The 24,217-nt window shown below is 37.0% G+C and carries 26 protein-coding genes and 1 riboswitch; of the genes, 17 read left to right on the top strand and 9 right to left on the bottom strand.

Features of this window, described 5'->3' with window-relative positions; translation table 11 throughout:
* The first annotated feature begins 6 nt into the window (after window positions 1-6).
* Complete coding sequence (locus CKJ95_RS08275; RefSeq protein ID WP_099352939.1) at window positions 7-285, top strand: DUF1292 domain-containing protein; 279 nt, start codon at window positions 7-9, stop codon at window positions 283-285.
* A gap of 47 nt (window positions 286-332) precedes the next feature.
* Here CKJ95_RS08275 and CKJ95_RS08270 read toward each other — a convergent pair whose 3' ends face one another.
* Window positions 333-620 carry a hypothetical protein gene (locus CKJ95_RS08270; RefSeq protein WP_099352938.1) on the bottom strand — a complete coding sequence of 96 codons (288 nt, stop codon included), beginning with the start codon at window positions 618-620 and terminating at the stop codon, window positions 333-335.
* A 196-nt stretch (window positions 621-816) separates the two neighbouring features.
* Between CKJ95_RS08270 and CKJ95_RS08265 the strand changes: the two genes are divergently transcribed.
* From CKJ95_RS08265 to CKJ95_RS08245, 5 genes are all read left to right on the top strand, one after another.
* On the top strand, window positions 817-1,365 hold the full coding sequence (locus tag CKJ95_RS08265; protein ID WP_099352937.1) for a cysteine hydrolase family protein: 549 nt from the start codon (window positions 817-819) through the stop codon (window positions 1,363-1,365).
* Between the two features lie 27 nt (window positions 1,366-1,392).
* Window positions 1,393-2,859, top strand: coding sequence for a nicotinate phosphoribosyltransferase (locus CKJ95_RS08260; protein WP_099352936.1), 1,467 nt, complete (start codon window positions 1,393-1,395; stop codon window positions 2,857-2,859).
* A 47-nt stretch (window positions 2,860-2,906) separates the two neighbouring features.
* On the top strand, window positions 2,907-3,725 hold the full coding sequence (gene nadE / locus CKJ95_RS08255) for an ammonia-dependent NAD(+) synthetase (protein ID WP_099352935.1): 819 nt from the start codon (window positions 2,907-2,909) through the stop codon (window positions 3,723-3,725).
* 123 nt (window positions 3,726-3,848) lie between these two features.
* Window positions 3,849-4,754, top strand: a complete 906-nt coding sequence (locus CKJ95_RS08250) for a WD40/YVTN/BNR-like repeat-containing protein (RefSeq protein ID WP_099352934.1) — start codon at window positions 3,849-3,851, stop codon at window positions 4,752-4,754.
* Complete coding sequence (locus CKJ95_RS08245; protein ID WP_099352933.1) at window positions 4,741-5,568, top strand: hypothetical protein; 828 nt, start codon at window positions 4,741-4,743, stop codon at window positions 5,566-5,568. The genes CKJ95_RS08250 and CKJ95_RS08245 overlap by 14 nt, the downstream gene beginning before the upstream one ends.
* A gap of 29 nt (window positions 5,569-5,597) precedes the next feature.
* Here CKJ95_RS08245 and CKJ95_RS08240 read toward each other — a convergent pair whose 3' ends face one another.
* Complete coding sequence (locus CKJ95_RS08240) at window positions 5,598-5,813, bottom strand: hypothetical protein (protein WP_099352932.1); 216 nt, start codon at window positions 5,811-5,813, stop codon at window positions 5,598-5,600.
* A 581-nt stretch (window positions 5,814-6,394) separates the two neighbouring features.
* On the opposite strand from CKJ95_RS08240, the gene gltB reads away from it, so the two are divergent.
* The gene (gltB, locus tag CKJ95_RS08235) at window positions 6,395-10,882 is read left to right on the top strand and encodes a glutamate synthase large subunit (RefSeq protein ID WP_099352931.1); all 4,488 of its coding nucleotides are present in this window, start codon (window positions 6,395-6,397) and stop codon (window positions 10,880-10,882) included.
* Window positions 10,883-10,966: 84 nt separating this feature from the next.
* Window positions 10,967-12,301: a type I glutamate--ammonia ligase gene (gene glnA, locus CKJ95_RS08230; protein WP_099353211.1), complete on the top strand. Its 1,335-nt coding sequence runs from the start codon at window positions 10,967-10,969 to the stop codon at window positions 12,299-12,301.
* 60 nt (window positions 12,302-12,361) lie between these two features.
* Here glnA and CKJ95_RS08225 read toward each other — a convergent pair whose 3' ends face one another.
* On the bottom strand, window positions 12,362-12,934 hold the full coding sequence (locus tag CKJ95_RS08225) for a DUF502 domain-containing protein (RefSeq protein WP_099352930.1): 573 nt from the start codon (window positions 12,932-12,934) through the stop codon (window positions 12,362-12,364).
* Between the two features lie 145 nt (window positions 12,935-13,079).
* Complete coding sequence (locus CKJ95_RS08220) at window positions 13,080-14,330, bottom strand: MFS transporter (RefSeq protein WP_099352929.1); 1,251 nt, start codon at window positions 14,328-14,330, stop codon at window positions 13,080-13,082.
* A gap of 233 nt (window positions 14,331-14,563) precedes the next feature.
* Here CKJ95_RS08220 and CKJ95_RS08215 point away from each other — a divergent pair, with 233 nt between their 5' ends.
* On the top strand, window positions 14,564-14,830 hold the full coding sequence (locus CKJ95_RS08215; RefSeq protein WP_099352928.1) for a Parvovirus coat protein VP1-like protein: 267 nt from the start codon (window positions 14,564-14,566) through the stop codon (window positions 14,828-14,830).
* Between the two features lie 60 nt (window positions 14,831-14,890).
* On the opposite strand, the gene hmpA is transcribed toward CKJ95_RS08215, so the two are convergent.
* On the bottom strand, window positions 14,891-16,111 hold the full coding sequence (gene hmpA / locus CKJ95_RS08210) for an NO-inducible flavohemoprotein (protein ID WP_099352927.1): 1,221 nt from the start codon (window positions 16,109-16,111) through the stop codon (window positions 14,891-14,893).
* Between the two features lie 174 nt (window positions 16,112-16,285).
* On the opposite strand from hmpA, the gene CKJ95_RS08205 reads away from it, so the two are divergent.
* Both CKJ95_RS08205 and CKJ95_RS08200 read left to right on the top strand, forming a co-directional pair.
* Window positions 16,286-16,741 (top strand): RrF2 family transcriptional regulator, encoded by a 456-nt coding sequence (locus CKJ95_RS08205; protein ID WP_099352926.1) that lies wholly within the window; start codon window positions 16,286-16,288, stop codon window positions 16,739-16,741.
* A gap of 133 nt (window positions 16,742-16,874) precedes the next feature.
* Window positions 16,875-17,321 carry an RlpA-like double-psi beta-barrel domain-containing protein gene (locus CKJ95_RS08200; RefSeq protein WP_099352925.1) on the top strand — a complete coding sequence of 149 codons (447 nt, stop codon included), beginning with the start codon at window positions 16,875-16,877 and terminating at the stop codon, window positions 17,319-17,321.
* A 44-nt stretch (window positions 17,322-17,365) separates the two neighbouring features.
* Here the strand turns inward: CKJ95_RS08200 and CKJ95_RS23320 are convergent, their stop codons facing one another.
* Window positions 17,366-17,509 (bottom strand): hypothetical protein, encoded by a 144-nt coding sequence (locus CKJ95_RS23320; protein ID WP_180271447.1) that lies wholly within the window; start codon window positions 17,507-17,509, stop codon window positions 17,366-17,368.
* Window positions 17,510-17,637: 128 nt separating this feature from the next.
* Complete coding sequence (locus tag CKJ95_RS08195) at window positions 17,638-18,690, bottom strand: alpha/beta fold hydrolase (protein ID WP_099352924.1); 1,053 nt, start codon at window positions 18,688-18,690, stop codon at window positions 17,638-17,640.
* A 158-nt stretch (window positions 18,691-18,848) separates the two neighbouring features.
* Here CKJ95_RS08195 and CKJ95_RS08190 point away from each other — a divergent pair, with 158 nt between their 5' ends.
* The 4 genes from CKJ95_RS08190 to CKJ95_RS08180 all read left to right on the top strand — a co-directional run bounded on the left by CKJ95_RS08190 (window position 18,849) and on the right by CKJ95_RS08180 (window position 20,659).
* Window positions 18,849-19,193, top strand: a complete 345-nt coding sequence (locus CKJ95_RS08190; RefSeq protein WP_099352923.1) for a MerR family transcriptional regulator — start codon at window positions 18,849-18,851, stop codon at window positions 19,191-19,193.
* Window positions 19,190-19,648, top strand: coding sequence for an SRPBCC family protein (locus tag CKJ95_RS08185; RefSeq protein WP_099352922.1), 459 nt, complete (start codon window positions 19,190-19,192; stop codon window positions 19,646-19,648). The genes CKJ95_RS08190 and CKJ95_RS08185 overlap by 4 nt, the downstream gene beginning before the upstream one ends.
* A gap of 89 nt (window positions 19,649-19,737) precedes the next feature.
* Window positions 19,738-19,869, top strand: coding sequence for a hypothetical protein (locus tag CKJ95_RS23770; RefSeq protein ID WP_257215736.1), 132 nt, complete (start codon window positions 19,738-19,740; stop codon window positions 19,867-19,869).
* A 127-nt stretch (window positions 19,870-19,996) separates the two neighbouring features.
* A complete protein-coding gene (locus CKJ95_RS08180; protein WP_099352921.1) occupies window positions 19,997-20,659 on the top strand; it encodes a DNA alkylation repair protein in 663 nt (220 codons plus the stop codon).
* A gap of 20 nt (window positions 20,660-20,679) precedes the next feature.
* Here the strand turns inward: CKJ95_RS08180 and CKJ95_RS08175 are convergent, their stop codons facing one another.
* Window positions 20,680-21,078: a hypothetical protein gene (locus CKJ95_RS08175; protein WP_099352920.1), complete on the bottom strand. Its 399-nt coding sequence runs from the start codon at window positions 21,076-21,078 to the stop codon at window positions 20,680-20,682.
* 136 nt (window positions 21,079-21,214) lie between these two features.
* Window positions 21,215-21,321: riboswitch (TPP riboswitch) on the top strand.
* A gap of 90 nt (window positions 21,322-21,411) precedes the next feature.
* Between CKJ95_RS08175 and CKJ95_RS08170 the strand changes: the two genes are divergently transcribed.
* Window positions 21,412-22,173, top strand: coding sequence for a 3-oxoacyl-ACP reductase (locus CKJ95_RS08170; RefSeq protein ID WP_099352919.1), 762 nt, complete (start codon window positions 21,412-21,414; stop codon window positions 22,171-22,173).
* Window positions 22,174-22,194: 21 nt separating this feature from the next.
* A complete protein-coding gene (thiW, locus tag CKJ95_RS08165) occupies window positions 22,195-22,698 on the top strand; it encodes an energy coupling factor transporter S component ThiW (RefSeq protein ID WP_099352918.1) in 504 nt (167 codons plus the stop codon).
* Window positions 22,699-22,736: 38 nt separating this feature from the next.
* Here the strand turns inward: thiW and CKJ95_RS08160 are convergent, their stop codons facing one another.
* Entirely contained in the window at window positions 22,737-24,152 is a 1,416-nt protein-coding gene (locus tag CKJ95_RS08160) for a Na+/H+ antiporter NhaC family protein (RefSeq protein ID WP_099352917.1), read from the bottom strand.
* Window positions 24,153-24,217 lie beyond the last annotated feature (65 nt).

The raw sequence follows: 24,217 nt of genomic DNA, 5'->3' as shown, positions 1-24,217 counted from the left end.
TCAAATATGGAAAAGATTAAAGTTGGAGAAGTATTTTCAATTAGTGATGAAACTGGTGAGGAGCAAGACGTAGAAGTTCTTGGCGTCGTAACAATTGAAGAGACAGAGTATGTGGCAGTTGGTTTTCTTGAAGACTTAGAAGAGGATACTGAAGATGATATCGACATCTTCTTTTTGAAAATCGATGAAGAGGGCGATTTTTCTGCAATTGAAAGTGATGAGGAATTCGAAAAAGTGTCTTCTGCTTTCGATGAGATTTTCGACGAGGAATTAGACGAAGACTAAAATTAAATGGTAACCACTAACTCCACGTGAAAGCGTGGAGTTATTTTCTATTCCTCATCCCATTCTTTAATAATTTCTTTTACCTTCTTTTTATCGATAACATTAATGGCATAGTAAATAATTTCTTTTGTTTTCATTTTCCTTACGGGATGATGTGATACACCGTACAAATCTCCAAGGACTAAAACATCCATCATTGTAAAACCTATTAAAATAATCATCGGCTTCCTGTTTCCTGTCCATGTACCTTTCGTCCCTAGGACCACTGGTAGCGGTTTTTTCCTTTTACTTATGTACTCATATACCCAATCCTGTTCAGTGATTGTTTTAAACATGTACACAACTCCATTAACCAAATTGCATACTTAAGATTCTACAAAAAAGTGCAATTCTATTCAAAAATTAACAAAGTTCATATAAAATGGACGTTATAGCCTAATAAAATTTTCCACTAGAGGTAACATCGACCTGGATGAATCGAATCGTTATGATATGAAATTAAGAGAATGTTCATATTAAGGAGGAAATTATATGAAAAAGGCATTAATAAATGTAGATTATACAAATGATTTTGTCGCTAGTGATGGCGCATTGACTTGTGGAGAACCCGGTCAAGAAATTGAAAAAGAGATTGTTCGCATCACCGAAGAGTTTATCAAAAACGATGACTTTGTTGTATTTGCAATTGATCTTCATAAAGAAGGCGATGAATTACATCCTGAAACGCAACTTTTTCCACCTCATAATATTGAGGATACGTCAGGAAGATTGCTGTATGGTGATTTACAACGTGTGTTTAATGAGCAACAAACCAATTCAAATGTGTACTGGATGGACAAAACGAGATATTCTGCATTTGCAGGCACCAATCTCGAAATTAAATTACGTGAGCGTGGAATCAATGAGGTTCATATTGTAGGGGTTTGTACAGATATATGTGTACTTCATACTGCTGTTGATGCCTATAATCGTGGTTTTAAAATTGTCATTCATAGCTCAGCGGTTGCAAGCTTCAACCAGGCTGGTCATGAATGGGCATTAGGCCATTTTAAGGATTCTATAGGCGCAGAAGTACGTTAAACGGGTCAATTACTGGAGGTATTTTGGATGAATAAATATTTTAAAGACGACAGCTTTGCATTACATACAGATTTATATCAAATTAATATGGCAGAGATTTATTGGAGAGAAGGCTTAAATAACCGAAGAGCCGTTTTTGAAGTAAACTTCAGGAAACTTCCATTTGGAAATGGGTATGCCGTTTTTGCTGGTCTTGAGAGGATCATTCATTTTCTTGAAAATTTCTCGTTCAGTGAAACCGATATTGCTTATTTAAGAGAAGAGGGGTATAAGGAGGATTTTCTGGACTATCTAAAGGATTTACGTTTTACAGGTACGCTTCGATCGATGAAGGAAGGAGAAGTCGTCTTTGCTAATGAACCACTTCTCCGTATTGAAGGCCCGATTTGTGAAGTCGTTTTATTGGAAACGCCTATTTTAAATATTATTAATTATCAAACATTGATTGCGACTAAAGCATCTCGTATCAAACAGGTTGTTGGCGATCAAACTGCGATGGAATTTGGTACAAGACGGGCACATGAATTGGATGCAGCGATTTGGGGTACAAGAGCTGCCTATATTGCTGGCTTTGATTCAACCTCTAACGTTCGGGCAGGTAAATTATTTGATATTCCTATTTCAGGTACCCATGCACACTCCATGATACAAGCATATCGCGATGAATATGAAGCTTTTAAACATTATGCAAAAACCCATAAAAACTGTGTGTTTCTCGTTGATACATATGACACATTGAAATCCGGTGTTCCAAATGCGATTAGGGTTGCAAAAGAAGAAGGAGACAATATAAATTTCATTGGAATTCGCTTAGATAGTGGAGACTTGTCCTATTTATCAAAGGAAGCACGCAAAATGCTGGACGAAGCCGGATTTAAAGATGCCAAAATTGTAGCATCAAATGACCTTGATGAACATACGATTATTAACTTAAAATCACAAGGCGCAAAAATTGACTCATGGGGCATTGGAACAAAGCTGATTACGGCTTATGACCAACCCGCATTAGGTGCAGTCTATAAACTTGTATCCATTGAAGATAAAAACGGAAATATGGTAGACACTATCAAAATAAGTGGAAATCCTGAAAAGGTTTCAACACCAGGCTTAAAGCGCGTGTATAGAATAATTAATAAGAGCAGTCAAAAGTCTGAAGGTGACTATATTACACTTGAACATGAAGATCCACAACACGAAGAACGCCTTAAAATGTTCCATCCTGTTCATACGTTTATCAGCAAGTTTGTTACCAACTTTGAGGCAAGGGAATTACAACATACGATTTATGAAAATGGTACACTCGTATATGAGATTCCAACCCTACAACAAATTCGTGAATATCTAAATGAAAGTTTGGAATTACTTTGGGACGAGTATAAGCGTACGACGATGCCGGAAGAATATCCAGTAGACCTCAGTCAAGAATGCTGGAATAATAAAATGAATCGAATTGAAGAAGTTAAATTAAATATTGAAGAAAAAATTGGTAAGTAAACGGATAAGAGTTTGTTCCTAAACAACCATTAAAGGAGGGAACTTTCATGAGTATTCAACAACAGATTATAAATGATTTACATGTAAATCCTAGTATTGACCCAAAAGAGGAAATAAAACACAGAATAGCTTTTCTAAAAGCGTATCTGTTAAAAAGTAAGACAAAAGGATTTGTATTAGGAATCAGCGGTGGTCAGGATTCAACTTTAGCGGGCAAGCTATGTCAAATGGCTGTAGAAGAATTACGAAATGAAGGGCATGAGGCGAACTTTATAGCTATTCGTTTGCCTTACGGTATTCAAAAGGATGAAGATGATGCCCGGGCTGCACTCTCTTTTATCCAACCAGACCGCTCATTAACCTTTGATATTGCAACAACGGTGGATGCATTTGTCTCTGAGTACAAGCAGGCAACAGGTGAAAAGATTAACGACTTCAATAAAGGAAATGTAAAAGCACGTGAAAGAATGATTGCCCAATATGCAGTTGGAGGCATGCACAATTTATTAGTTGTTGGAACAGATCATGCCGCTGAAGCTGTTACTGGATTCTTTACTAAGTACGGTGACGGTGGGGCTGACGTTTTGCCATTAACAGGGCTAACCAAACGACAAGGTCGTGCCCTTTTAAAGGAATTAGGAGCAGAGGAACGTTTGTATTTGAAAGTCCCGACAGCAGATTTATTAGACAATACACCACAGCAAGCCGACGAAACCGAGCTCGGAATCTCATATGATCTTCTTGATGATTATCTAGAAGGAAAACAGATTTCGCAAGAAGATGCCGATAAAATTGAGAAACGTTACCTCATTACTCAGCATAAACGACAAGTCCCAGCAAGCATGTTCGATGATTGGTGGAAATAGGATAGAGCCTGTTCTAAAATGTGAAAAACATTTGGGGCAGGCTTTTTTTCTATAATTGGCTATTGCATCTTGGAAACTTTTGTTAAAATTAAACAGACTAATAATGCAAAGGAGTCTACCTTTTTGAAAAAACTGTACTTTTTTGTCTCTAGTTTAATAGTCATAATCTTGCTAATTTCAATTTTTAATTATGAAAAATCGTTGAAGGACTCATCACCATCAAAAAACATAGTGGATCCTCCTGTTTCAGAACAGAAACCAACCCCATTGCAACCAACACTTGTCACAAACAGAATCGGATATTCATTGCAAAATAATGAATTAAACATTACATATGACAATGGGAAGGACTGGGTTACAGTTCCAGTTGAAGTGGATCACCTTTTTAGCGGTGAATATAACGGAAACAAAACTGAACTCATTCCTGACAGTTATATACTTTCCGATAAAAGAGCAACATTTCTAACTACTGTAGGTCCAATAAAATTAATAACCTCACTGGATAATGGTGTTACCTGGCAGGAATCAATTGTATATGAAAATGCCCCTGGTATTCGATTTAAAAAGGTGGACTTCCTTAATGACCAATTTGGCTATGTCATTTTATCCGGTGACAGAACAATGTCTCAGGAATGGTCGGCTATTTTCATCACGAATGATGGAGGTAATTCCTTCCGAGAAGCAGCTTATCCTGGTACAACAAGACTTATTTATAATGGAGGTTTTGTCGACGAGAATATTGGCTTTTTATCGTACGGAGTCATTAATCCTGAAGAACCTGACTTTTATGTAACCACAGATGCTGGATACTCATGGAAACAAGCAAGTTTTACTATTCCAGAAATGTATCATAAGGTATTCGTTACGGCAGAGGTACCTTATAAAGAAGATGAACATCTTTCCGTGCTTCTTAATCAAGGGCCAAATGGAGACTATATGGGTGGAAAAGTAAAAGGAAAATTCATTTCATTTGACCAAGGTTTAACCTGGGAGTTTGCATCGGAGGTAGCACCTAATGAAGAACCGTAAAAAACTAATTGGTTGGATTTCGTTTGTAATGGCTATCGGATTATTTTGTCTTCAAATGAGTTATTTTTACCTCCATGCTAATTTTTTTGTGGAGTACAGTGACAATCGTTTATTTTATGTGTTAAATATTGCAATAGCTATATTATTAGGTCTTTCAATGATCGTATTATTTAACATTAAAAAGATGGGGAAATTTATAAGCTTATCCATCTTACTACTATTTATTTTGACTAATACTACATTGCTTTTTAAACATCCAATCCTTCAAATTGTAAGTGTTTCCCCAGATTTAAAGAATATTTTCGTTGTAAAAGAAATAAAGGGAGAAGCCAAGTATTATCGGACCTATTATGGCATTTTCGCACGTCAAAAGGAGACACTTCCGTATCAACTGAAGGGCGAATACAAAATTAACTGGTTAACAAATGATGTTGCTGCGATGACATATAAGGCTATGGATGGTTCACTCCACCAATATATTGGAACTTATGGCGACCGAGGAAGCGGAAATTTTTATTATTATGTAGGTTCAGCCTTACATGGTGATTGGAGAGGGAGCAATAGTTCGATATCTACACAAACAGAAGGAATTACAGTTGAACATGGCGGGAGGAAGGAAACCTTTAACTGGGACCAAATCGTTCAATTTGGCACATTAGCTGTTGTTTTAGTAAAGGATCATGAAGCTAAATGGACAATTGCATTAAATGATGATTTTGGAATGGATTTGAATTCCGGCATAGGTGTGGCTGGTACAATCTCTCTTTTTCAAACATCGATGGAGGATAAGGAAATCCTGATATTAAAAAGATAAGAACGCACATGGGTGCGTTCTAGTAGAGTTTATCTTCTTTTCTTCTTTGGATCTACAAGTGCACTCTTTTTTACAACAGTAGCTAACTCAACCTGAACATGGACATTTCTTCCATCAATGTCTGTTACATTGGTTACTTTTCCTTTTCGACCTTTAATTTTAATTGCATCTTCAACAGCCGGAACATTTTGTACGAGTTGTGTTAATAAGAGATTTTTATTTTCAAAGTAATGAACAACAAACATACATATCACCTCATAAGAAATTGATTTATAAGAGCCCAAATATTCACTTGATAATATATGTACGAAAATACTTTTGGTCCATAAAATATTAGATTTTTTAGGGGAGAGGGGGGAAGTTTTCAAGAATATACATTCGTTTGTTTTGATAAACATTACAGTAGAACATAATATTATTATGTAAACTAGTAAGTCGATTTGAACGCACATTAATTTTGTGCGTTCTTTTTTTAATCGAATAATCACTTCACTTTCAAATAACCTATCTCATAATTAGATTAATTTTATCAAAAAATGATATAAACACTAAAAACTCTTATATTCATCATTCTCCAATCTTGGCTTGCACAACATAAAATTCTAAAACCATACTAAAAACCCACTTATATATACATATTCGAGGTAGGAAGAATAAGGGTTTTGACATGATTATTTTTAATTAATATCAAAATTAGATTGATTTTATGAAAAATTAGCATTGATTAGATGGATAAAAACGGTATAAAATAAAAAACAAGAAAAAGACGATTTCATAATCTAAAATTTCAACTCATAACGAATAAACACATGGAAAGGGTGATTGGATGCAACAAATTAGACAACCAAATAAACAGGGGTTATACGATCCTCAATTTGAACATGATGCTTGCGGGATTGGCTTTATTGCTGATTTGAAAGGAGAAGCCACACATCAAACGGTAGCACAAGGTATATCCATGCTTTGTCGTATGGAACACCGCGGCGCACAAGCTGGTGATTCAAATACAGGAGATGGAGCAGGAATCTTAACTCAAATCCCACATTTGTTTTTCCAAAAGACTTGTTCAAAACTGAGCATGATGGAACCAGGTAGCTATGGTGTAGCAATGGTCTTTTTACCTCAAAACCCTGTCTTAAGGAAGCAATGTCAGGATGCTTTTGAAACAATTGTCGAGGACGAAGGACAGGAAATACTAGGATGGCGGGCGGTTCCTGTAGATGATAAGAGCATCGGTGAAAGCGCAAGAATGAGTCAACCTTTTATTTATCAACTATTTATAAGTAACAATGTAGGAGACGTCGAGGAATTTGAAAGACTCCTTTATGTGATCCGTAAGAGAACGGAAAAAAAGATACGAGAAGCACAGCTAACTAAGAATGAAACATTTTATGTAGCCAGTCTTTCAGCAAGAACCATTGTTTATAAAGGAATGTTAACTCCAGGGCAACTCGATCAATATTATCTTGATCTAAAAGACAACGACTTCCAATCATCCTTTGTACTCGTTCATTCTCGCTATAGCACAAATACTTTTCCTAGCTGGGAAAGAGCACATCCAAACCGAATGTTAGTCCATAATGGTGAAATTAACACACTTAATGGCAATGTCAATTGGATGAAGGCAAGAGAAAAAAAGCTGGAATCACTTATTTGGAAAGAAAAATTATCAGAACTTGTTCCAATCATTGATAAGAATGGAAGTGACTCCGCAGCCTTTGATAACAGTCTAGAATTTCTAACACGTTCCGGAAGATCATTACCACACGCAGCTATGATGATGGTTCCGGAACCATGGGAGAATAATCCTTCTATGGATGAATCGTTAAAAGCTTTTTACGAGTTTCATAGCCATTTAATGGAGCCATGGGATGGACCAGCAGCCTTTGCATTCACAGATGGATTGCAAATTGGTGCTATGCAAGACAGAAACGGTCTACGTCCTGCGCGATATTATGTAACAGTTGATAATACCATCATTTTTGCTTCAGAAGCAGGTGTAATCGACCTTGAAGCTGACCAAATTCTAGAAAAGGGAAGATTAAGTCCAGGAAAAATGCTTCTAGTTGATTTAAAGAAACAGAAAATCATTCAGGATGAAGTAGTCAAAAGCGAGATAGCAAATGAATACCCTTACCAAAAATGGCTAGAGACTAATCGTATTCATATCAATCAATTAAAATCTTTATCTCATGAACAAAAAGAGTTTCCTATCTTAAAATACCAGCAAGTATTCGGTTTTACCTTAGAGGAAATCAACCAAGTAATTGCTGCTATGGCAGTCGAATCAAAGGATCCCATCAATTCAATGGGGAATGATATGCCATTAGCCGTTCTTTCCAATCAATCACAGCTCCTATACAACTATTTTAGACAGCTATTTGCACAAGTAACAAACCCTCCAATCGATGCAATTCGGGAGAAATTTGTGACATCAGCATCCACTCTTCTAGGTGCAGAAGGAAATCTACTCAATCCAACTGAAAGTAGCTGTCAACGTATTCGTCTGGAAACACCAATTTTATCAGATAATGAACTGGCAAGACTTCAAGAACATTTCAGACTAAAAGAAATTCCAATGTTGTTTAGAGCAGAGGATGTTGAAGGTACACTGGAAACGGCTTTACAAGACCTATTTAGTCAGGTTGATGAGGCGATTCAAAAAGGCCACACTCTTATCCAATTATCTGATAGGCATGTCACTCATGAATGGGCACCGATTCCAGCACTCCTTGCAGTGAGTGGACTTCATCACCACCTCGTACGACAGGGAACTAGAACAAATGTAAGCCTTATTGTCGAAACAGGTGAAGCTCGTGACGTTCATCAACTAGCCATGTTAATTGGTTTTGGAGCAGATGCAATTAATCCTTATCTTGCAATGGTAAGTATTTTGAATCTAGTAAAAAATGGAGATTTCCAAGAAGAAATCATTCTTGATAAAGCCATTCATAATTATACAAATGCCATAACAGAAGGTATCGTGAAAATCATGTCAAAAATGGGGATTTCAACGATTCAAAGCTACCGTGGTGCGCAAATATTTGAGGCAGTTGGCATAGCAGAAAGTGTAATCGATCAATATTTTACAGGAACACCTTCAAGTTTAGGTGGGATTACCCTAGATATTATGGCAAAAGAAGTCCTAATGAGACATCAACTCGCCTTTAATGAAGAAGAAATACCATTAAAACCAGGAAATGAGTTCAAATATCGGAAGGATGGAGAACTCCATGCTTTCAACCCAGCCACGACACACGCATTAAAAACGGCTTGCCGAAAAAATGATTATGAACTTTATAAAAAATATGTAGAAAAAGCAAATCAGGAGCAACTTATTTTCATTCGTGACTTGTTTAAATTTAACGCAACGACACCGATTCCAATTGATGAAGTAGAGCCTGTGGAATCAATTGTTCGCCGTTTTAAAACGGGCGCGATGTCCTATGGTTCATTAAGTCAGGAAGCACATGAAACGTTAGCAATTGCAATGAATCGACTTGGAGGAAAAAGCAATAGTGGAGAAGGTGGCGAACATTATGTCCGTTTTACCCCTGATTCCAACGGTGATTCCAGACGTAGTGCAATAAAACAAGTAGCTTCTGGAAGATTTGGAGTTTCCAGTCATTATTTAGTAAATGCTGATGAAATTCAGATTAAAATGGCACAAGGTGCAAAACCAGGTGAAGGCGGGCAACTACCAGGAAATAAGGTGTACCCTTGGATTGCCGAAGTTCGTGGTTCAACGCCGGGAGTCGGCCTAATCTCACCACCACCACACCACGACATTTACTCAATTGAGGATCTTGCACAACTGATTCATGATTTAAAAAATGCAAATCCTTCAGCAAGAATTAGCGTGAAACTTGTTTCGAAAGCAGGGGTGGGGACGATTGCAGCCGGTGTTGCAAAAGGTTTAGCCGATGTCATTTTAATCAGTGGTTCAGACGGAGGAACCGGTGCAGCCCCTAGGTCAAGTATTAAACATGCGGGAATGCCTTGGGAGATTGGACTGGCGGAAACTCACCAAACACTTGTATTAAATGGACTTCGTGATCGTGTGGTACTTGAAGCCGACGGAAAAATGATGACAGGACGCGACATCGTAATGGCAACATTATTGGGGGCAGAAGAATACGGATTTGCAACGTCTGCTTTGGTTGTCCTTGGTTGTGTACTTGTTCGACAGTGTCATTTAGACACATGTCCAGTGGGAATAGCAACACAGGATCCAGAGCTTAGGAAGAAATTCCTTGGTAAACCTGAACATGTTGAAGCATTCATGAGATTTATTGCTCAAGATGTCCGTGAGATCATGGCTCAGTTAGGTTTTAGAACCATTAACGAGATGGTTGGTCGTACTGACTTACTTGTACCAAGTGATCAAGCAACTTCACATTGGAAAGCAAAATATCTAGATTTATCTAAAATAGTTTTTCAACCATTTTCCGGTAAAGGGCCGCAATACAACAAGAAGAAACAAGACCATGGACTTGAACATTCTCTTGATTATAAGAAACTACTAAAAGTATGTAAACCAGCACTCGACATGCAGCAACAAGTGGAAGCACAATTTCCGATCCAAAATACAGACCGAGCAGTTGGAACGATAGTTGGCAGTGAAATCTCCAAGCAGTATGGGCGTGAAGGTCTTCCTGAGGATACCATTCGACTCACGTTCAAAGGATCTGCAGGTCAAAGCTTTGGTGCATTTATACCTAAAGGAATGACATTAGCTCTTGAAGGTGATGCGAATGACTATGTTGGAAAGGGCTTATCTGGAGGAAAAATCATAGTTAACCCATGTGAAAACTCAATCTTTGTTCCCGAAGAAAATACGATAATTGGAAATACTGCCTTCTACGGAGCAACTTCAGGTGAAGCCTATATTCGTGGTCTAGCAGGGGAACGTTTCGCTGTTAGAAATAGTGGCATGAAAGCTGTTGTAGAAGGAATTGGCGATCATGGTCTCGAGTATATGACTGGCGGAGTTGTTGCAGTTCTTGGCACGATTGGAAAAAACTTTGCAGCTGGAATGTCCGGTGGTATGGCTTATGTTTACGCAGACGACTTTGATCATTTCCGAAAGCAGTGCAATGTTACGCTAGTGGATTTAGAATCTATCGGAGAAGAGGATGAGCCCCAGCTTCGACAACTTCTTGAAAACCACTATACATTCACAGGAAGTACAAAAGCATCCATTATTCTGAAACATTGGGATGAACATTTAGAAAATTGGGTTAAAGTCATTCCAAAAGAATACAAAAAAGTAATACAGCAACAAGAACTACCGAATGAAACATTAATAAAATAACAATTTTGCATTGGCTTAGTGATTATTATACGATTCTATCTTTCTATCACACCAGATTTCAAAGGAGGAATTGAAATGTCACCCATACATTCATATTCAAGAGAACAAATTATTCAAATCGTGAAAGAGGAAAATGTTCGGTTTATTCGATTACAATTTACTGATTTATTTGGTCAGATTAAGAATGTTGAAATACCTGTTAGTCAGCTTGAAAAAGCATTGGATAACAAAATGATGTTTGATGGTTCTTCTATCGAAGGCTTTGTTCGAATCGAAGAGTCTGATATGTATTTATACCCAGACTTGAATACATTTGTTATTTTCCCATGGACAGCAGAAAAAGGAAAAGTAGCCCGTTTCATTTGTGACATTTATCATCCAGATGGAACACCATTTGAAGGAGATCCTCGCAGTAACTTAAAAAGAATGTTACATGAAATGAGGGAACTTGGCTTCACAGAGTTCAATGTCGGTCCTGAACCTGAGTTTTTCTTATTTAAATTGGATGAACATGGCGATCCAACTCTCGAATTAAATGATCAAGGAGGCTATTTTGACTTAGCACCTACTGATTTAGGAGAGAATTGCCGTCGAGACATAGTCCTTGAACTTGAAGAAATGGGATTTGAAATTGAGGCTTCCCATCATGAAGTAGCACCAGGCCAACACGAAATTGATTTTAAATACCAAGATGCTTTAAAAGCGTGTGATGACATCCAAACATTCAAGCTAGTCATTAAAACCATTGCACGTAAGCACGGTCTCCATGCAACCTTTATGGCAAAACCTTTGTTTGGCGTTAACGGTTCAGGAATGCATAGTAATCTATCATTATTCAGCAATGGAGAAAATGCTTTTTATGATCAAAATGGAGAATTGGAACTAAGTGAAACAGCGAGACAATTTATTGCAGGAATTATGAAGCATGCAATTAGCTTTACTGCAGTTACAAATCCTACAGTAAATTCCTACAAGCGCTTAGTACCTGGCTATGAAGCGCCATGTTATGTTGCTTGGTCCGCTAGAAATCGAAGTCCACTTATTCGAATTCCAGCGTCCCGTGGTTTAAGTACTCGTGTTGAAGTTCGTAGTGTTGATCCATCCGCAAATCCATATATGGCAATGGCTGTACTTCTAGCTGCAGGTTTAGATGGAATTAAGAATAAATTAACTCCACCAGCACCTGTTGATTCAAATATTTATGTAATGTCAAAAGGGGAAAGGGTTGAAAATGGGATTATAGATTTACCAGCAACCTTATCAGAAGCATTGGAACATCTAAAACAAGATGAGGTCATAAAAAATGCATTAGGTATCCACCTACTAGAACATTTTATTGAAGCAAAAGAAATCGAATGGGATCAATTCCGCACATCTGTTCACCCTTGGGAAAGGGAACAATATATGAAGAATTATTAAAATGAAAGGAACGCACTTTATATGCGTTCCTTTTTCTTGACTTCAAAAATGAGGGAGAATCTATTTAGAAGTCATTCCACCAGATACGACAAATTTCATTGCATCCTCAGGTTTAACGTCAATAATTTCAATTTCATCCTTCGGAATAAGGAAGGTAAAGCCAGCGATTTGGAAAGTTTGTTGAATATATACAGCTACATAATCCTTTAATGGATCATAAAAACTTTCTACATCTTCTGTCGTAATAAAACCAATTGCTTTTACTTCTGTACCCGGTATCGTTACAAGTGCGACTTTTGAGAATGATTTCTTTTCTCCAAGAAATGAGTTAAATGTATCCTTTATAACAGAGTAGAGCGTTTTGATTAACGGAATTCTCTCTAACAGTCTGTCAACCAATCGAAAGAGAGCTCCGGCAAATACTCTCGTTGATAACCAACCCAAGATCGTGATGACTACAAACGTGAGTAAAAGCCCAATACCAGGAATATAATCTTCTCTTAAATAAGGTTTCAGGAAGTTCCCCAATATCCCATCTAAAAACAAAAACACTTTAAAAATAACGTACACAACTAAAATAATCGGAACAATTGTCAAAATACCATTAATAAAGTTTCGTAAAATGCTTTTCATATCATTTTCTCCTCGTATTCCTTTTCGCACAAAATCAGTACTGCTTAAAGATTTTACACTATGGCCAAATAAGAATACAAATGAAAATGGTTCTATTTTTTCATAAATAGGTAGAATAATAAAAAAAGGTGCAAAGCTTAAAAAGTTAGCTTGCCCTTTTTTCAACTAACTTTAGTCGATTTGGTTCAGGTAATAAGAGATTCATAACCGCCGCAATTAGAACAATAAAAATTGAAAGATATAGAGATAAGTCGTAATTCCCATAATTACTAAATAAAAGTCCAGGAATATAAGCACCAAGTGCTGAGCCAATTTGATGACTGAGAGACAGACATCCAACAATAAAACCAATTGAATAATCTTTAAAATATTGGGTTACCAATAATGAAGTTGGTGCAACTGTAGCAAAATCAACAAATCCAAAAATGGCCGCAAAAATTAATAGCAACAAAGTATTATGTGAGTAGATTAGAATTCCAATTGATAATGCGCGTGTAAAATAAATGAACACTAATAATTTTCGGCTACTCCAATAATCAATGATAACACCAGATAGTAGGATTCCAACAATATTACAAGCCGCTAAAATACTTACTGCTGTACCCGTCACAGTTGGTGAAAAGCCATGGTGATGGGATAAAGGTATTAAATGTGTATCCATTAAACCTGTTGTCGTAAACCCACAGACAGCAAATGGGAGCATTATGAACCAAAATTGGCGCATTTTAAAAAGTACCTTAAGTGAAACAGATTTCTTTGAGGAGTCTGACTTTGTTTCTTCTTCCTCGATGATTTTTCCGCCTAAAGGCTCCATTGCTTTTTCATTCGGATGATTCCGTAAAAAGAGTAGAACAACAGGGAACACGATAATAATCAACAATGCCCCTAATATAAAAATGGTTGTTCTCCAGTCAAACCAATGAATCAACATTAATGATCCAGGAACGAGAAGCATTTGACCAAAACCAAAGCCTGCTTCCATAATTCCTAGCGCAAGCCCACGCTTTTTATTAAACCAATTCGTAATAAGAACTGTACCGGCCACATTTGAAGCACCACCGACTCCAACTGATACAAGGGAGTAGAGGACGAATAAGTGCCATGGTTGTGTAACAAAAGTGATAAAAAAGAAACTAACCCCAACAAGTAAGGTACTAATTGATAAAATAAGTCGTGAGCCATACCTGTCTATCAACCTACCAATAAAAGGTTGCGATAATCCATAAATAACAAAACTTAGTGTGGAAATAAGAGATGTTGTTGCACGATCCATATGTAAATCCTTTTCCCAAGGTTCCACGAAAGCCCCGAATGCAAGCCTTCCACCTTGGACAGCTAAGAATGCGAGGAATGTGACAAATACAATCATCCACGCATAATGAAATTTTCTCTTCATTACAATCTCCTTCTTTGAGAGTAGAAATTATATTTAATAAAAAAAGGCAAATGAATATTCCATTGGCCTTGAATAATGGTCAATATATTAGAATAATAGTACCAAACTTTTATCAGATATTTCAATTATTTTTTAATTGTCCTATAGATAATCATGTCAATTGCCCTTCCTTTCATAGAATCAGAACATATTTTATGAATATAGTTCATTACAATAAAAAGGAGGGAGTGTTCATGAGTAGGAGAAGAGGAATTGGTTTTTGTATGCCAGGATATAGATGGTGTGGTCCAGGCTGTGGCGGTACGGGTCCACCGACGAATCGTGTTGATTCATGTTGTATGAGACATGACCTTTGTTATCAAAGATATGGACCGTCACGGGACTGCGACTTAGCTTTTATGGAGTGCTTACGACAACAGCGAAATCGCTATACAAAAGAGGGCAGGGATGCAGCATTTTTTTATAATGTTATGAGATTTCGTACTCTTTTTCGATTATAAAAAAAGTGCCAATCGATTCTTACATAAAGTAGACGATTGGCACTTTTTTATTTAGATTTCTTACGCAGTAACAGCTTCAGTTGGTTCTTCTAATTCACTTGCTGGTCCGAAAAATTCGAAGTGAATGTTTTCAGATGCAACTCCCCATTCTTTTAGTGAACGATACATCACTTTCATGAATGGAACAGGACCGCAGAAATAGAAGTCTGCTTCCTTCGTATCTACAGTTGCTTTTAACCACTCAAGGTCAATAAAACCTTCCTTATCAAAATTCATATCCTGACGGTCTTGTTCAGTAGGCGCAGAGTAAGCAACAAAGTTCTTTACATGATCATGTTTTGCTGCAATACTTGCAACCTCATCCTTTAATGCATGAACTCCACTGTTAAGAGCACCATGGATGAACATGACTTCACGTTCAGGTTGTTGTTCTACAATCGTATTTAACATGCTGACCATTGGCGTTAATCCAACACCACCACTAATTAAAATAGCCGGAGTTTCTTTTGATTCAAGGACAAAGTCACCAGCTGGTGCACTTACAGTAATTACATCGCCCTCATTAATTTCTTGATGTAAGTAATTTGAAACAACACCATGCTCTTCACGTTTTACAGAGATACGGTAATAGTCTTTTCCAGGTGCATCTGAAAGACTATAGTGGCGAATATGAGTATATTCATCACCTTCAGGCTGTACTTTAACAGTTAAGTATTGACCAGCTTGATAAGATGCAATTTCTTTTCCATCTTCAGGCTTTAAGTAGAAAGAAGTAATCACTTCACTTTCTTGTACCTTACGATCAACAACAAAGTTTCTGAAACCTTCCCAGCCACCAGGTTGTTCCTTCGCTTCATTGTACATTTCTTTTTCTACACCGATGAATGCGTCTGCAATTACACCATAAGCTTCAGCCCATGCATTGATGATCTCATCCGTCGCCGCATCGCCTAATACTTCTTTAATTGCACCAAGAAGATTTTCACCAACGATTGGGTAATGCTCTGGTTGAATTCCTAATGCACGGTGTTTTTGACCAATTTGTTTTACAACTGGAATAATCGCCGCTAAATTATCAATATTAGCAGCAGCTGCGTATACTGCGTTTGCTAATGCAGTTTGTTGACGGCCTTGTCTTTGATTTGCATGGTTAAAAATATTTAATAATTCAGGGTTATTAGTGAACATACGCTTGTAAAAATGAGTAGTAATAGCTTTCCCATATTTTTCTAGTACTGGAACTGTGCTTTTCACGATTTCAATTGTTTTTTGGCTAAGCATGGTAAAACGTCCTTTCCTAAACCAATATTTTAAATACATGTTTATAATATAATGACAGTGATAATAAAAGATACCCTTATAATACATCTTTTGAAAAGTTGTCACATTTAAAGTAGAAATAGGACTTTCATGCTATACTTATAAAGAACTCACCAATATAAGGGGTTTTTTAAAATGAAATTAACAAATTATACGGATTATTCACTACGTGTGTTAATGTATCTTGCAATGAAAAAAGACGAAGAATTAACCACAATACAGGAAATTGCGGAAGCTTATAATATATCAAAAAATCATTTAATGAAGATCATACATCATCTAGGAAAACTGGAATATATCAAAACAATTAGAGGGCGTAATGGAGGCTTTAAGCTTGCTAAGCATCCAAAGGAGATTAATATCGGAGAAGTCGTATCGAATACAGAAGACGACTTTAACATCGTTGAATGCTTTAAAGAGGGCGGAGGCTATTGCGCAATTTCACCATCTTGCAAACTAAAACGTGCCCTACACGAAGCATTACAGGCTTTCATTAATGTGCTATATGGATATACATTAGAAGACCTTGTTACGAACAAGAATGATTTACTTGATTTGTTTCGCTTACAAAACCAAGAAGAAGGAAATTAAGACGAACTTATTTATCACTTCGAACGATAAAACCTAAGTAATACTCTATTAGGAACCAATACTAGTCGTTTTACATACATTTAAGTAGACGAAGTAATTAGTAAAATAATGGTTTCAAAGGAGTAGAAGTGAGATGATAAGACATACGTCTGGTTATTACTGCCCTTATTGTCATGGTTACTTAGAACCACGGAATATGTATGATGAGTATTATTTCCAACAATACGTACCACAGTATCCAGCACCTTACTATGGGTGGGATTGGAATCGAAATCCTGATATTATTTTAGGTAAGGCCACTTGGACATGGGGAGGTACGCCAACAAAATGTGAAATTGGGTGGTCCTATGATAACAACATGACTGTAGCCGTAGGAGAAAACAGCCCTTTTAAATGTGGCCAACGTTTACGTATCCGAAATGTTTCGTTTGTCCCGAATCAAGATATCATCGTAACAGTGGTTGATGAAGTGAAGAAATTCCCAGCGAATCGAATCAATCTTCACCGTAAAGCGTTTGAAGCACTGGGTGCAGCGCCAAGTGTTGGTGTACTAAATGTAGAAATTACACCCATTGACTAAATGACAAAAGGAGAACAATGTCTAAATTGTCCTCCTTTTTTATTTTATAATTCTCTATTCAATAGGGACAACTGTTCACGATCAATTTCATCATCATGATCCTCAAGCAAATTTTCTGATTGCAATGCATCATAAGCAGGGTTCGTGATATAAAGTACCTGATTCTTCAGATGTTCATCCTTCTTCATGAAATACCATCCTTTCCCAGTTAGTATTATACTAATATGGCTCTTTCTAGTTCATTTTACGCATAAACTAAAACAAAAAAGCCATCTAGCAGGTAGATGGCGAGATCCTTTATTATAAATAAAGTCTTTTATACAGGAGTCGCTAAAAGTTCTTTAAGGTGTTTATCTATTTGTTCAAAATAAGCTGGACCATCTGCGCCGAACAAGCCAAAATGTCCGCAAATGCTGTTGATTACACGAAGTTCACTGTTAGGAATCAATTTTTGTTCTGCTTCACAATCACGCGGAGGGAAGAACATGTCTTCATCAATTGGCATAACAAATGTTTTTGCTTTGATTCTTCCAAGCGCTTCTTCTAGATTACCATTCGTCATTCGACTTACATCCCCGCGTTGCCATTTCCAAGCCATTGTTAATAGCGCGTTTGGATCCATCGCTGCAAAAAGAGGCTGTAAAAAGTCGTTGACGAATTCATCGACAGAATTGACACCAAATTGACGCCATTTTTCCTGTTTGTAAAATTCCGTACTAAGTCCCATAACAGCCCATATTTTAGCATGCCTGTTTAATCCGTCGACAACTTCTGTACAAGACTGATAGTTTCCATAATTCCAGCCGGGATCTGAAGTAATCGCTTCGATTAGTGTATCTGTAAAGATGAAATCATGTGTCGTATTCTTGGCAGTACCAGCAATCGGAGCAGCACGTTTAACCATATCGGGATATCTAACTGCCCATTCGTATGTTTGTTGTGCTCCCATTGACCCGCCAACAACTAACGCAATTTCATTGATACCATATTTTTCAGTAAGGAATTGATGCTGAGCTCGTACATCATCAGCAATTCTTACATCTAGGAAATCCGACATACTTATTGGAGCAGGGCTGTTATGTGGTGAGCTTGAAAGACCATTTCCAATTTGGTTAATGATTACGATAAAGTATTTAGAAGGGTCCAATGCTCGTCCTTCGCCGATATATGGTTCATAGGCTTTATTTGTACCAGAAAACCAAGTAGGAATGACAATAGCATTATCTTTTGCTTCGTTAAGTTCTCCGAATGTAGCATAGGCGAGTTGACAGTTTGGAATGATGCCACCTTCCTCAAGTTTGAAATCTCCTAAATTAAATAGTTCATAGGGTCCGTGGAATTCTTGTGTATAAAATGAATTTTCGATCAATGTAGCAACCACCTTTCTTTTAATGGAATCTATTAATACAATATATAGGTGAAATCTGTTATTAAGAACTACTAGATGGACAAACTTTAAAATAAAATTGATATTTCTGTTGACCGAGGGGTGCACCCCACACCTTATGATAAAAAGGGAGGGCGAGGATGTACAAAATCAGTGAATTTGCGGAATTGACCGGATTAAGCAAGGAAACTTTGCGATACTATGCGGAAGTTAAACTTCTAGAACCAGCCTATATCGATCCCAAAAATAAGTACCGCTACTATGATGATGGTAGTTTTTTTCTAGCAATACTACTTGTAAAACTGAGGGACCTTGGCTTTTCAATACAAGAAATGATTTCTGTCATGGAGGATGAATCCTTCGCAAATCTAGAAAAATTACTCATTCAAAAAAGAAATAAAATCGAGGACCAAATCGTAGAGCTACGACAACAAATGGAAGAGATTGATGAATTTCTCGCATCTGGTAAGGAGGACAACGAATGATTGAATGGAAAGAAGAAGCGATAATTGAGACCAATATTGAAAAGGTTTGGAATCTATTTTCGGACGAACATATAAAGAAAATAATGCCGAAAGTAGAGGAGCATACCCTGATCGAAAAAACAGAAGGAGAGGTAGGGGCAAAGCACCAACAAAAATATCGGGAAGGAAAACGTGTAGAAACCTATATTGTTGAAACGACACAATATGAAAACACCGATAATAAAAAGATAAAACAAACAAGCTTTGTACTAGGAAAAGCATTCGAGATCACTACAACTTTCACCCTACTAAAAATTGACGAGTCCCACACTAAAATCATATATGAGGGACAAAACAAAGGAGTTAATTTTGTCGGACGTGCCATGCTGAAACTAAGCAGTAAAAATGCAAATAACGATGTTGTAAAGGAATTTATGGACCGCGTCCGTATCGAGGCATTAAAAACGCAAAGCTAAAAATTTTTTTTCATAAGGAAGCACATTTTCGTTACCCAATCATATACTACTTATTGTGTGAGAAAAATGTTAGAAGGGAAGTACGGAAAATGAGCAACGAGATTAAAACACCAGTTACAAATGATTACAAGGATAGTGAAGGGTATAAAGTAATAGAAGTCAACCTCAACAATCCAACAGAAAACCTATTTGCAGTCGTAACTCCTATTAAAATGCAGTAACGGTAACGAATTCGAAATACTATCTTTTCGTACGTATTCTTACATAGAAAAGATAGTATTTTTTTTTTGTAATAAAAGGAGCTTCAAGTACAATTAGGATATCGAATCTTTTAAAGGAGCAATACCAATGGACGATTTAAATTATCTCGTTACGTTATTCGAAAGAAATAGAAATCCCGAAAACGCAGTACCGATGCAAAAGTATATGAAAAACCATTTTCCATTCCTTGGGATAAAAACACCTTTAAGAAGACAATTAACACGTGATTTCTATAAAGAAACAGGTATTTTAAAACAGGATTTAAACCTTGAACTTGTCACACAGTTGTGGATGAAGGATGAACGGGAATACCAATATGCTGCACAGGATTACTTAGTTAAATCTATTAAAAAAATCAATAGTAGCCATTTACCTTTTATAGAGGAGCTCATTACTACAAAATCATGGTGGGATACGGTCGATGTTCTTTCTCCACATCTAGTTGGAAATATAGGTAAAGTAACACCTAGTACAATAGAGGAAAAAATCGAAGGTTGGGCTTTTGGGGAACACTTATGGCTTAAACGTTCATCCATTATTTTCCAGTTAAAATATAAGGAAGAAACAAATGAAACCATCCTCTACAAATACATAAAAGCCAACGCTACTAGTAAAGAATTTTTTATCCAGAAAGCAATTGGCTGGGCTTTGCGCGAGTACTCAAAGACAAACCCAAATTCAGTCCGTCACTTTATAAATGAAACACCATTGCCAAAGCTAAGTGTTAGAGAAGGTAGTAAATATATTTAAGGCCAGGAATCTCCCGGCCTTTACTTAATTACTCCTAAAATGGTGTATTTACCAGATTTAAACTGGTATGTGATTTCATATGTTTCACCTTTACTAAATTGAGCACAAAAATCCTCGACCTCTTTTTTATCTTCACTATAAAACTGATACACGGAGTAAGGATCACTAACATTACAACTGTACTCTCCATCTCCATTTTTTTCGGATGATACTGATACTTCCTGAACAATTATTGAAGTTTCTTTCTCATAGGAGGGGCGAAGATTACCAGAACTCATGGTCACAACAATAATGAATAATCCTATTAAACTTATAATAAACGCTTTTTTCTTTTCCATTTTTACAAAAAACATAAAGATCCCGCAACCAATCGCTCCGATTCCTACTGCAAATAGAGCAATCATTAAATAAAATAACATCCCAGCACTCCTTTCTATAAATAGAATATTCAGACTGTTATCCATATTATACCATATAATGAATCTTAGAATCTTGAATCCATCAAATACCTTTACATTTTTGCAAGTACATACTATCCTTATAGAAAGAATATTCGTAAACTACTAGGGGTGCCCGATTGGGCTGAGAGAAAAGCGTGCGTTTTTTAACCCTTTGGACCTGATCCGGATTATACCGGCGGAGGAAAGTAGAATGGAAAATGTCCATTTTCTCTTGATACCTTAAGCCAGGTCCATTTATGTGGAACTGGCTTTTTTGCGTTGTTCTTATTTACTTATGAGGAGGCTACTAGAATGAAACTACAAAATCAAGTTATTCTCGTTACCGGTGGTGCACGTGGATTAGGAAAGGAAATCGTAAAAGCTTTCGCTAATGAAGGGGCAAAGGTGGTAATTAACTATTTTCAAAGTGAAGCGAAAGCTCGTTCTCTACAAGAAGAAATTGGTGAAAATGCGATTGCCATTCAAGCTGATGTGAGGAATCGTGAACAAGTACAGAACCTATTTATTGAAGCGAAGAATTATTTTGATCAACCTATAACAACCGTTGTAAATAACGCCTTAATCAATTTTCGTTTTGACCCAATCGCAAGAAAGAACGCAGAAACTATTTCTTGGGAGGATTTTCACACACAGCTCGAAGGAGCAATAAAAGGAGCTTTACATACAACACAAGCAGCCCTTCCAGACATGAAGGAGCTTGGTTTTGGACGAATTATAACAATTGGTACGAATCTTTTTCAGAATCCTGTTGTTGCTTACCATGATTACAACACAAGCAAGGCTGCACTTTTAGGATTCACTCGGAACATGGCAAAAGACCTCGGTCCATATGGAATAAACGTAAACATGATTTCTGGAGGATTACTTCAAACAACTGATGCGAGTTCGGCAACATCTGAAGAGGTATTCCAATTGATTAAGGAATCTACACCTCTTCAAAAAGTAACAACACCAGAAGATGTAGCAAACGCAGTTCTTTTCTTTGCATCACCTTGGGGTAAAGGGGTAACAGGTCAAAACCTTATTGTTGACGGCGGTTTGGTAATGAATTAAATCGGTAATGGGGGATTCATCTTGAGTAAAACACTAAAAATGACATTAACAGCAATGCTTGTCGCAATCGGAACAGTTACAAGTCATTTATTTGCAATTCCAATAGGGTTCACAAAGGTATTTCCTATGCAGCACTTTATTAATGTCTTGTCAGCGGTTATCTTAGGTCCAGCATATGCCGTGCTTCAAGCTTTTTCTGTATCCTTACTTCGAAACATGCTTGGAACTGGCTCTTTATTCGCCTTTCCAGGAAGTATGATAGGGGCTTTTTTAGCAGCATTCCTATATTCCAAAACAAAGAAGGCTTCAATGGCAATGACAGGCGAAATAATTGGAACAGGGTTCTTAGGGGCAATAGCCTGTTATCCAATTGCCACACTTATTCTTGGACAGGATGCAGCCATTTTTGGTTTCATACCTTCGTTTATTTTTAGCTCAATTGTGGGTTCTATTTTTGGATTTATAATTGTCGGAATCGTAATAAAAAATCCCGCCTTCAAAACATATCAAGAACGTAACTTCTAATACCTAAAAAAGACTAAACTTGTATGGTTTAGTCTTTTTTAGAATACCAAACCACCAATGATATATAACGCGATGGCGATTACACCCCCTATTGCTGAAACCTTCAATTTATATTGTGCATACTCGACTAGGTCTAAATCTAAGATTGATGCCGTAGTTATCGTTGTGTCACCAAGTGGGGAAGTTAATGCTCCAAATGCACCACTCGCAAAAACAGCTCCTACGGTTAGTGGGATGGAGGCACCAGTTGATAGGGCCAAAGCAATTCCAAGCGGCATAAATAACCCCCAAGTTCCCCAAGAAGAACCAATAAAGTACCCAACAACTGACCCAATTAGAAAAATCGTCGCAGGTGTTAAAAATCCTGGTAAAAATGACCCTAAAGTGGAACTTATAAATTCAGAAAATCCGAGCTCCTCGGCCGATAAAGTAAGAGCCCAAATAAGGATAAGAAGGGTAATCGCCTGCATCATTTGATTTCCACCATCGTAAAAATGATACATAATTTCATGTAATTTCTGCTTTCGAATCACATAAAACACAAAAGTGAAAATCAGTGTTATGAATACAGCCAGCAGCATGACAAAAGTTGCATCAGCCATTGAAAAAGCTTCAAAAACCGTTTGAGCACCAAGTGATCTGCCGTTTTCCCATAATAGATAGAGAGACAATCCTAGAAGTAAAAACACCGGGACAATTAAATGCCAAGGCTGCGCTTTTACAAGAGAAAGTTCTTTCTTAATACCCATTCGGTGAAATTCATGATCATGTTCTTCTTCATCTGTGTGGTGTTGGGATTTATGGCTTTTTTTAGATGGCCAAAACGTTTGGATGATTCCAATTAGAAGCATCACAATCGCATAAAAATTAAACAAAATACTCAATAAAAATACTTGATAGGCTGACATCCCTAAATCAAGTCCTTTAATGCCAACTTCGACAAGTGAAACCATAAATCCAACAAATGCAGTTGCAACAGGTAATAGAACAATAACCGATTCGGTTGAAATATCTAATGTCATACCGACCTTTTGTTTTGATAGGTTCATTTTTTTAATGAGTTGTTTTATGATGGGTCCAATCATCATAATCCGAAACATTGGCATCATAAAGGTAAAAGGGAGCGTAAGCCAAATTAATCCTAGCAGGCCACGTTCAGTCTTAATTTTCTCCCCAATCCATTCCGTAAATCCTTTGATACCTCCGGCGATGTTCATCATCCCAACTAAACCACCAAAAACATATAAAAAGCTTACGATTTTAATATTTGTTGGATCAGATAAAGTCGCCACAATATATGTAATTGATTGCTGGGTTCCACCTAAAACATCAGATGTAACAAGGATTGCCCCAACCAATAATCCTAAAACAAGTCCAGGTAAAATATCCTTTAACCAAATCGCCATTCCAATTACAATTAAAAAAGGAATAAGTGAGATCCATGAATGTTCCAAACCATAATCCTCCAATATCCAAAATGTTCATTTGGTTAGTATGACCAATTTGAGAGAGGAGTATT

The organism is Fredinandcohnia onubensis (assembly GCF_002734285.1).
GTDB lineage: Bacteria > Bacillota > Bacilli > Bacillales > Bacillaceae_L > Ferdinandcohnia > Ferdinandcohnia onubensis_A.
This window is presented reverse-complemented; position numbering and strand designations above follow the sequence as displayed.

What these genes read in the sequence shown, in the direction of transcription:
- CKJ95_RS08275 (WP_099352939.1), top strand. Translation starts at nt 7, where the DNA reads ATGGAAAAGATTAAAGTTGGAGAAGTATTTTCAATTAGTGATGAAACT.
- CKJ95_RS08270 (WP_099352938.1), bottom strand. Translation starts at nt 620, where the DNA reads ATGTTTAAAACAATCACTGAACAGGATTGGGTATATGAGTACATAAGT.
- CKJ95_RS08265 (WP_099352937.1), top strand. Translation starts at nt 817, where the DNA reads ATGAAAAAGGCATTAATAAATGTAGATTATACAAATGATTTTGTCGCT.
- CKJ95_RS08260 (WP_099352936.1), top strand. Translation starts at nt 1,393, where the DNA reads ATGAATAAATATTTTAAAGACGACAGCTTTGCATTACATACAGATTTA.
- nadE (WP_099352935.1), top strand. Translation starts at nt 2,907, where the DNA reads ATGAGTATTCAACAACAGATTATAAATGATTTACATGTAAATCCTAGT.
- CKJ95_RS08245 (WP_099352933.1), top strand. Translation starts at nt 4,741, where the DNA reads ATGAAGAACCGTAAAAAACTAATTGGTTGGATTTCGTTTGTAATGGCT.
- CKJ95_RS08240 (WP_099352932.1), bottom strand. Translation starts at nt 5,813, where the DNA reads ATGTTTGTTGTTCATTACTTTGAAAATAAAAATCTCTTATTAACACAA.
- gltB (WP_099352931.1), top strand. Translation starts at nt 6,395, where the DNA reads ATGCAACAAATTAGACAACCAAATAAACAGGGGTTATACGATCCTCAA.
- CKJ95_RS08225 (WP_099352930.1), bottom strand. Translation starts at nt 12,934, where the DNA reads ATGAAAAGCATTTTACGAAACTTTATTAATGGTATTTTGACAATTGTT.
- CKJ95_RS08220 (WP_099352929.1), bottom strand. Translation starts at nt 14,330, where the DNA reads ATGAAGAGAAAATTTCATTATGCGTGGATGATTGTATTTGTCACATTC.
- CKJ95_RS08215 (WP_099352928.1), top strand. Translation starts at nt 14,564, where the DNA reads ATGAGTAGGAGAAGAGGAATTGGTTTTTGTATGCCAGGATATAGATGG.
- hmpA (WP_099352927.1), bottom strand. Translation starts at nt 16,111, where the DNA reads ATGCTTAGCCAAAAAACAATTGAAATCGTGAAAAGCACAGTTCCAGTA.
- CKJ95_RS08205 (WP_099352926.1), top strand. Translation starts at nt 16,286, where the DNA reads ATGAAATTAACAAATTATACGGATTATTCACTACGTGTGTTAATGTAT.
- CKJ95_RS08200 (WP_099352925.1), top strand. Translation starts at nt 16,875, where the DNA reads ATGATAAGACATACGTCTGGTTATTACTGCCCTTATTGTCATGGTTAC.
- CKJ95_RS23320 (WP_180271447.1), bottom strand. Translation starts at nt 17,509, where the DNA reads ATGAAGAAGGATGAACATCTGAAGAATCAGGTACTTTATATCACGAAC.
- CKJ95_RS08190 (WP_099352923.1), top strand. Translation starts at nt 18,849, where the DNA reads ATGTACAAAATCAGTGAATTTGCGGAATTGACCGGATTAAGCAAGGAA.
- CKJ95_RS08185 (WP_099352922.1), top strand. Translation starts at nt 19,190, where the DNA reads ATGATTGAATGGAAAGAAGAAGCGATAATTGAGACCAATATTGAAAAG.
- CKJ95_RS23770 (WP_257215736.1), top strand. Translation starts at nt 19,738, where the DNA reads ATGAGCAACGAGATTAAAACACCAGTTACAAATGATTACAAGGATAGT.
- CKJ95_RS08180 (WP_099352921.1), top strand. Translation starts at nt 19,997, where the DNA reads ATGGACGATTTAAATTATCTCGTTACGTTATTCGAAAGAAATAGAAAT.
- CKJ95_RS08175 (WP_099352920.1), bottom strand. Translation starts at nt 21,078, where the DNA reads ATGTTATTTTATTTAATGATTGCTCTATTTGCAGTAGGAATCGGAGCG.
- CKJ95_RS08170 (WP_099352919.1), top strand. Translation starts at nt 21,412, where the DNA reads ATGAAACTACAAAATCAAGTTATTCTCGTTACCGGTGGTGCACGTGGA.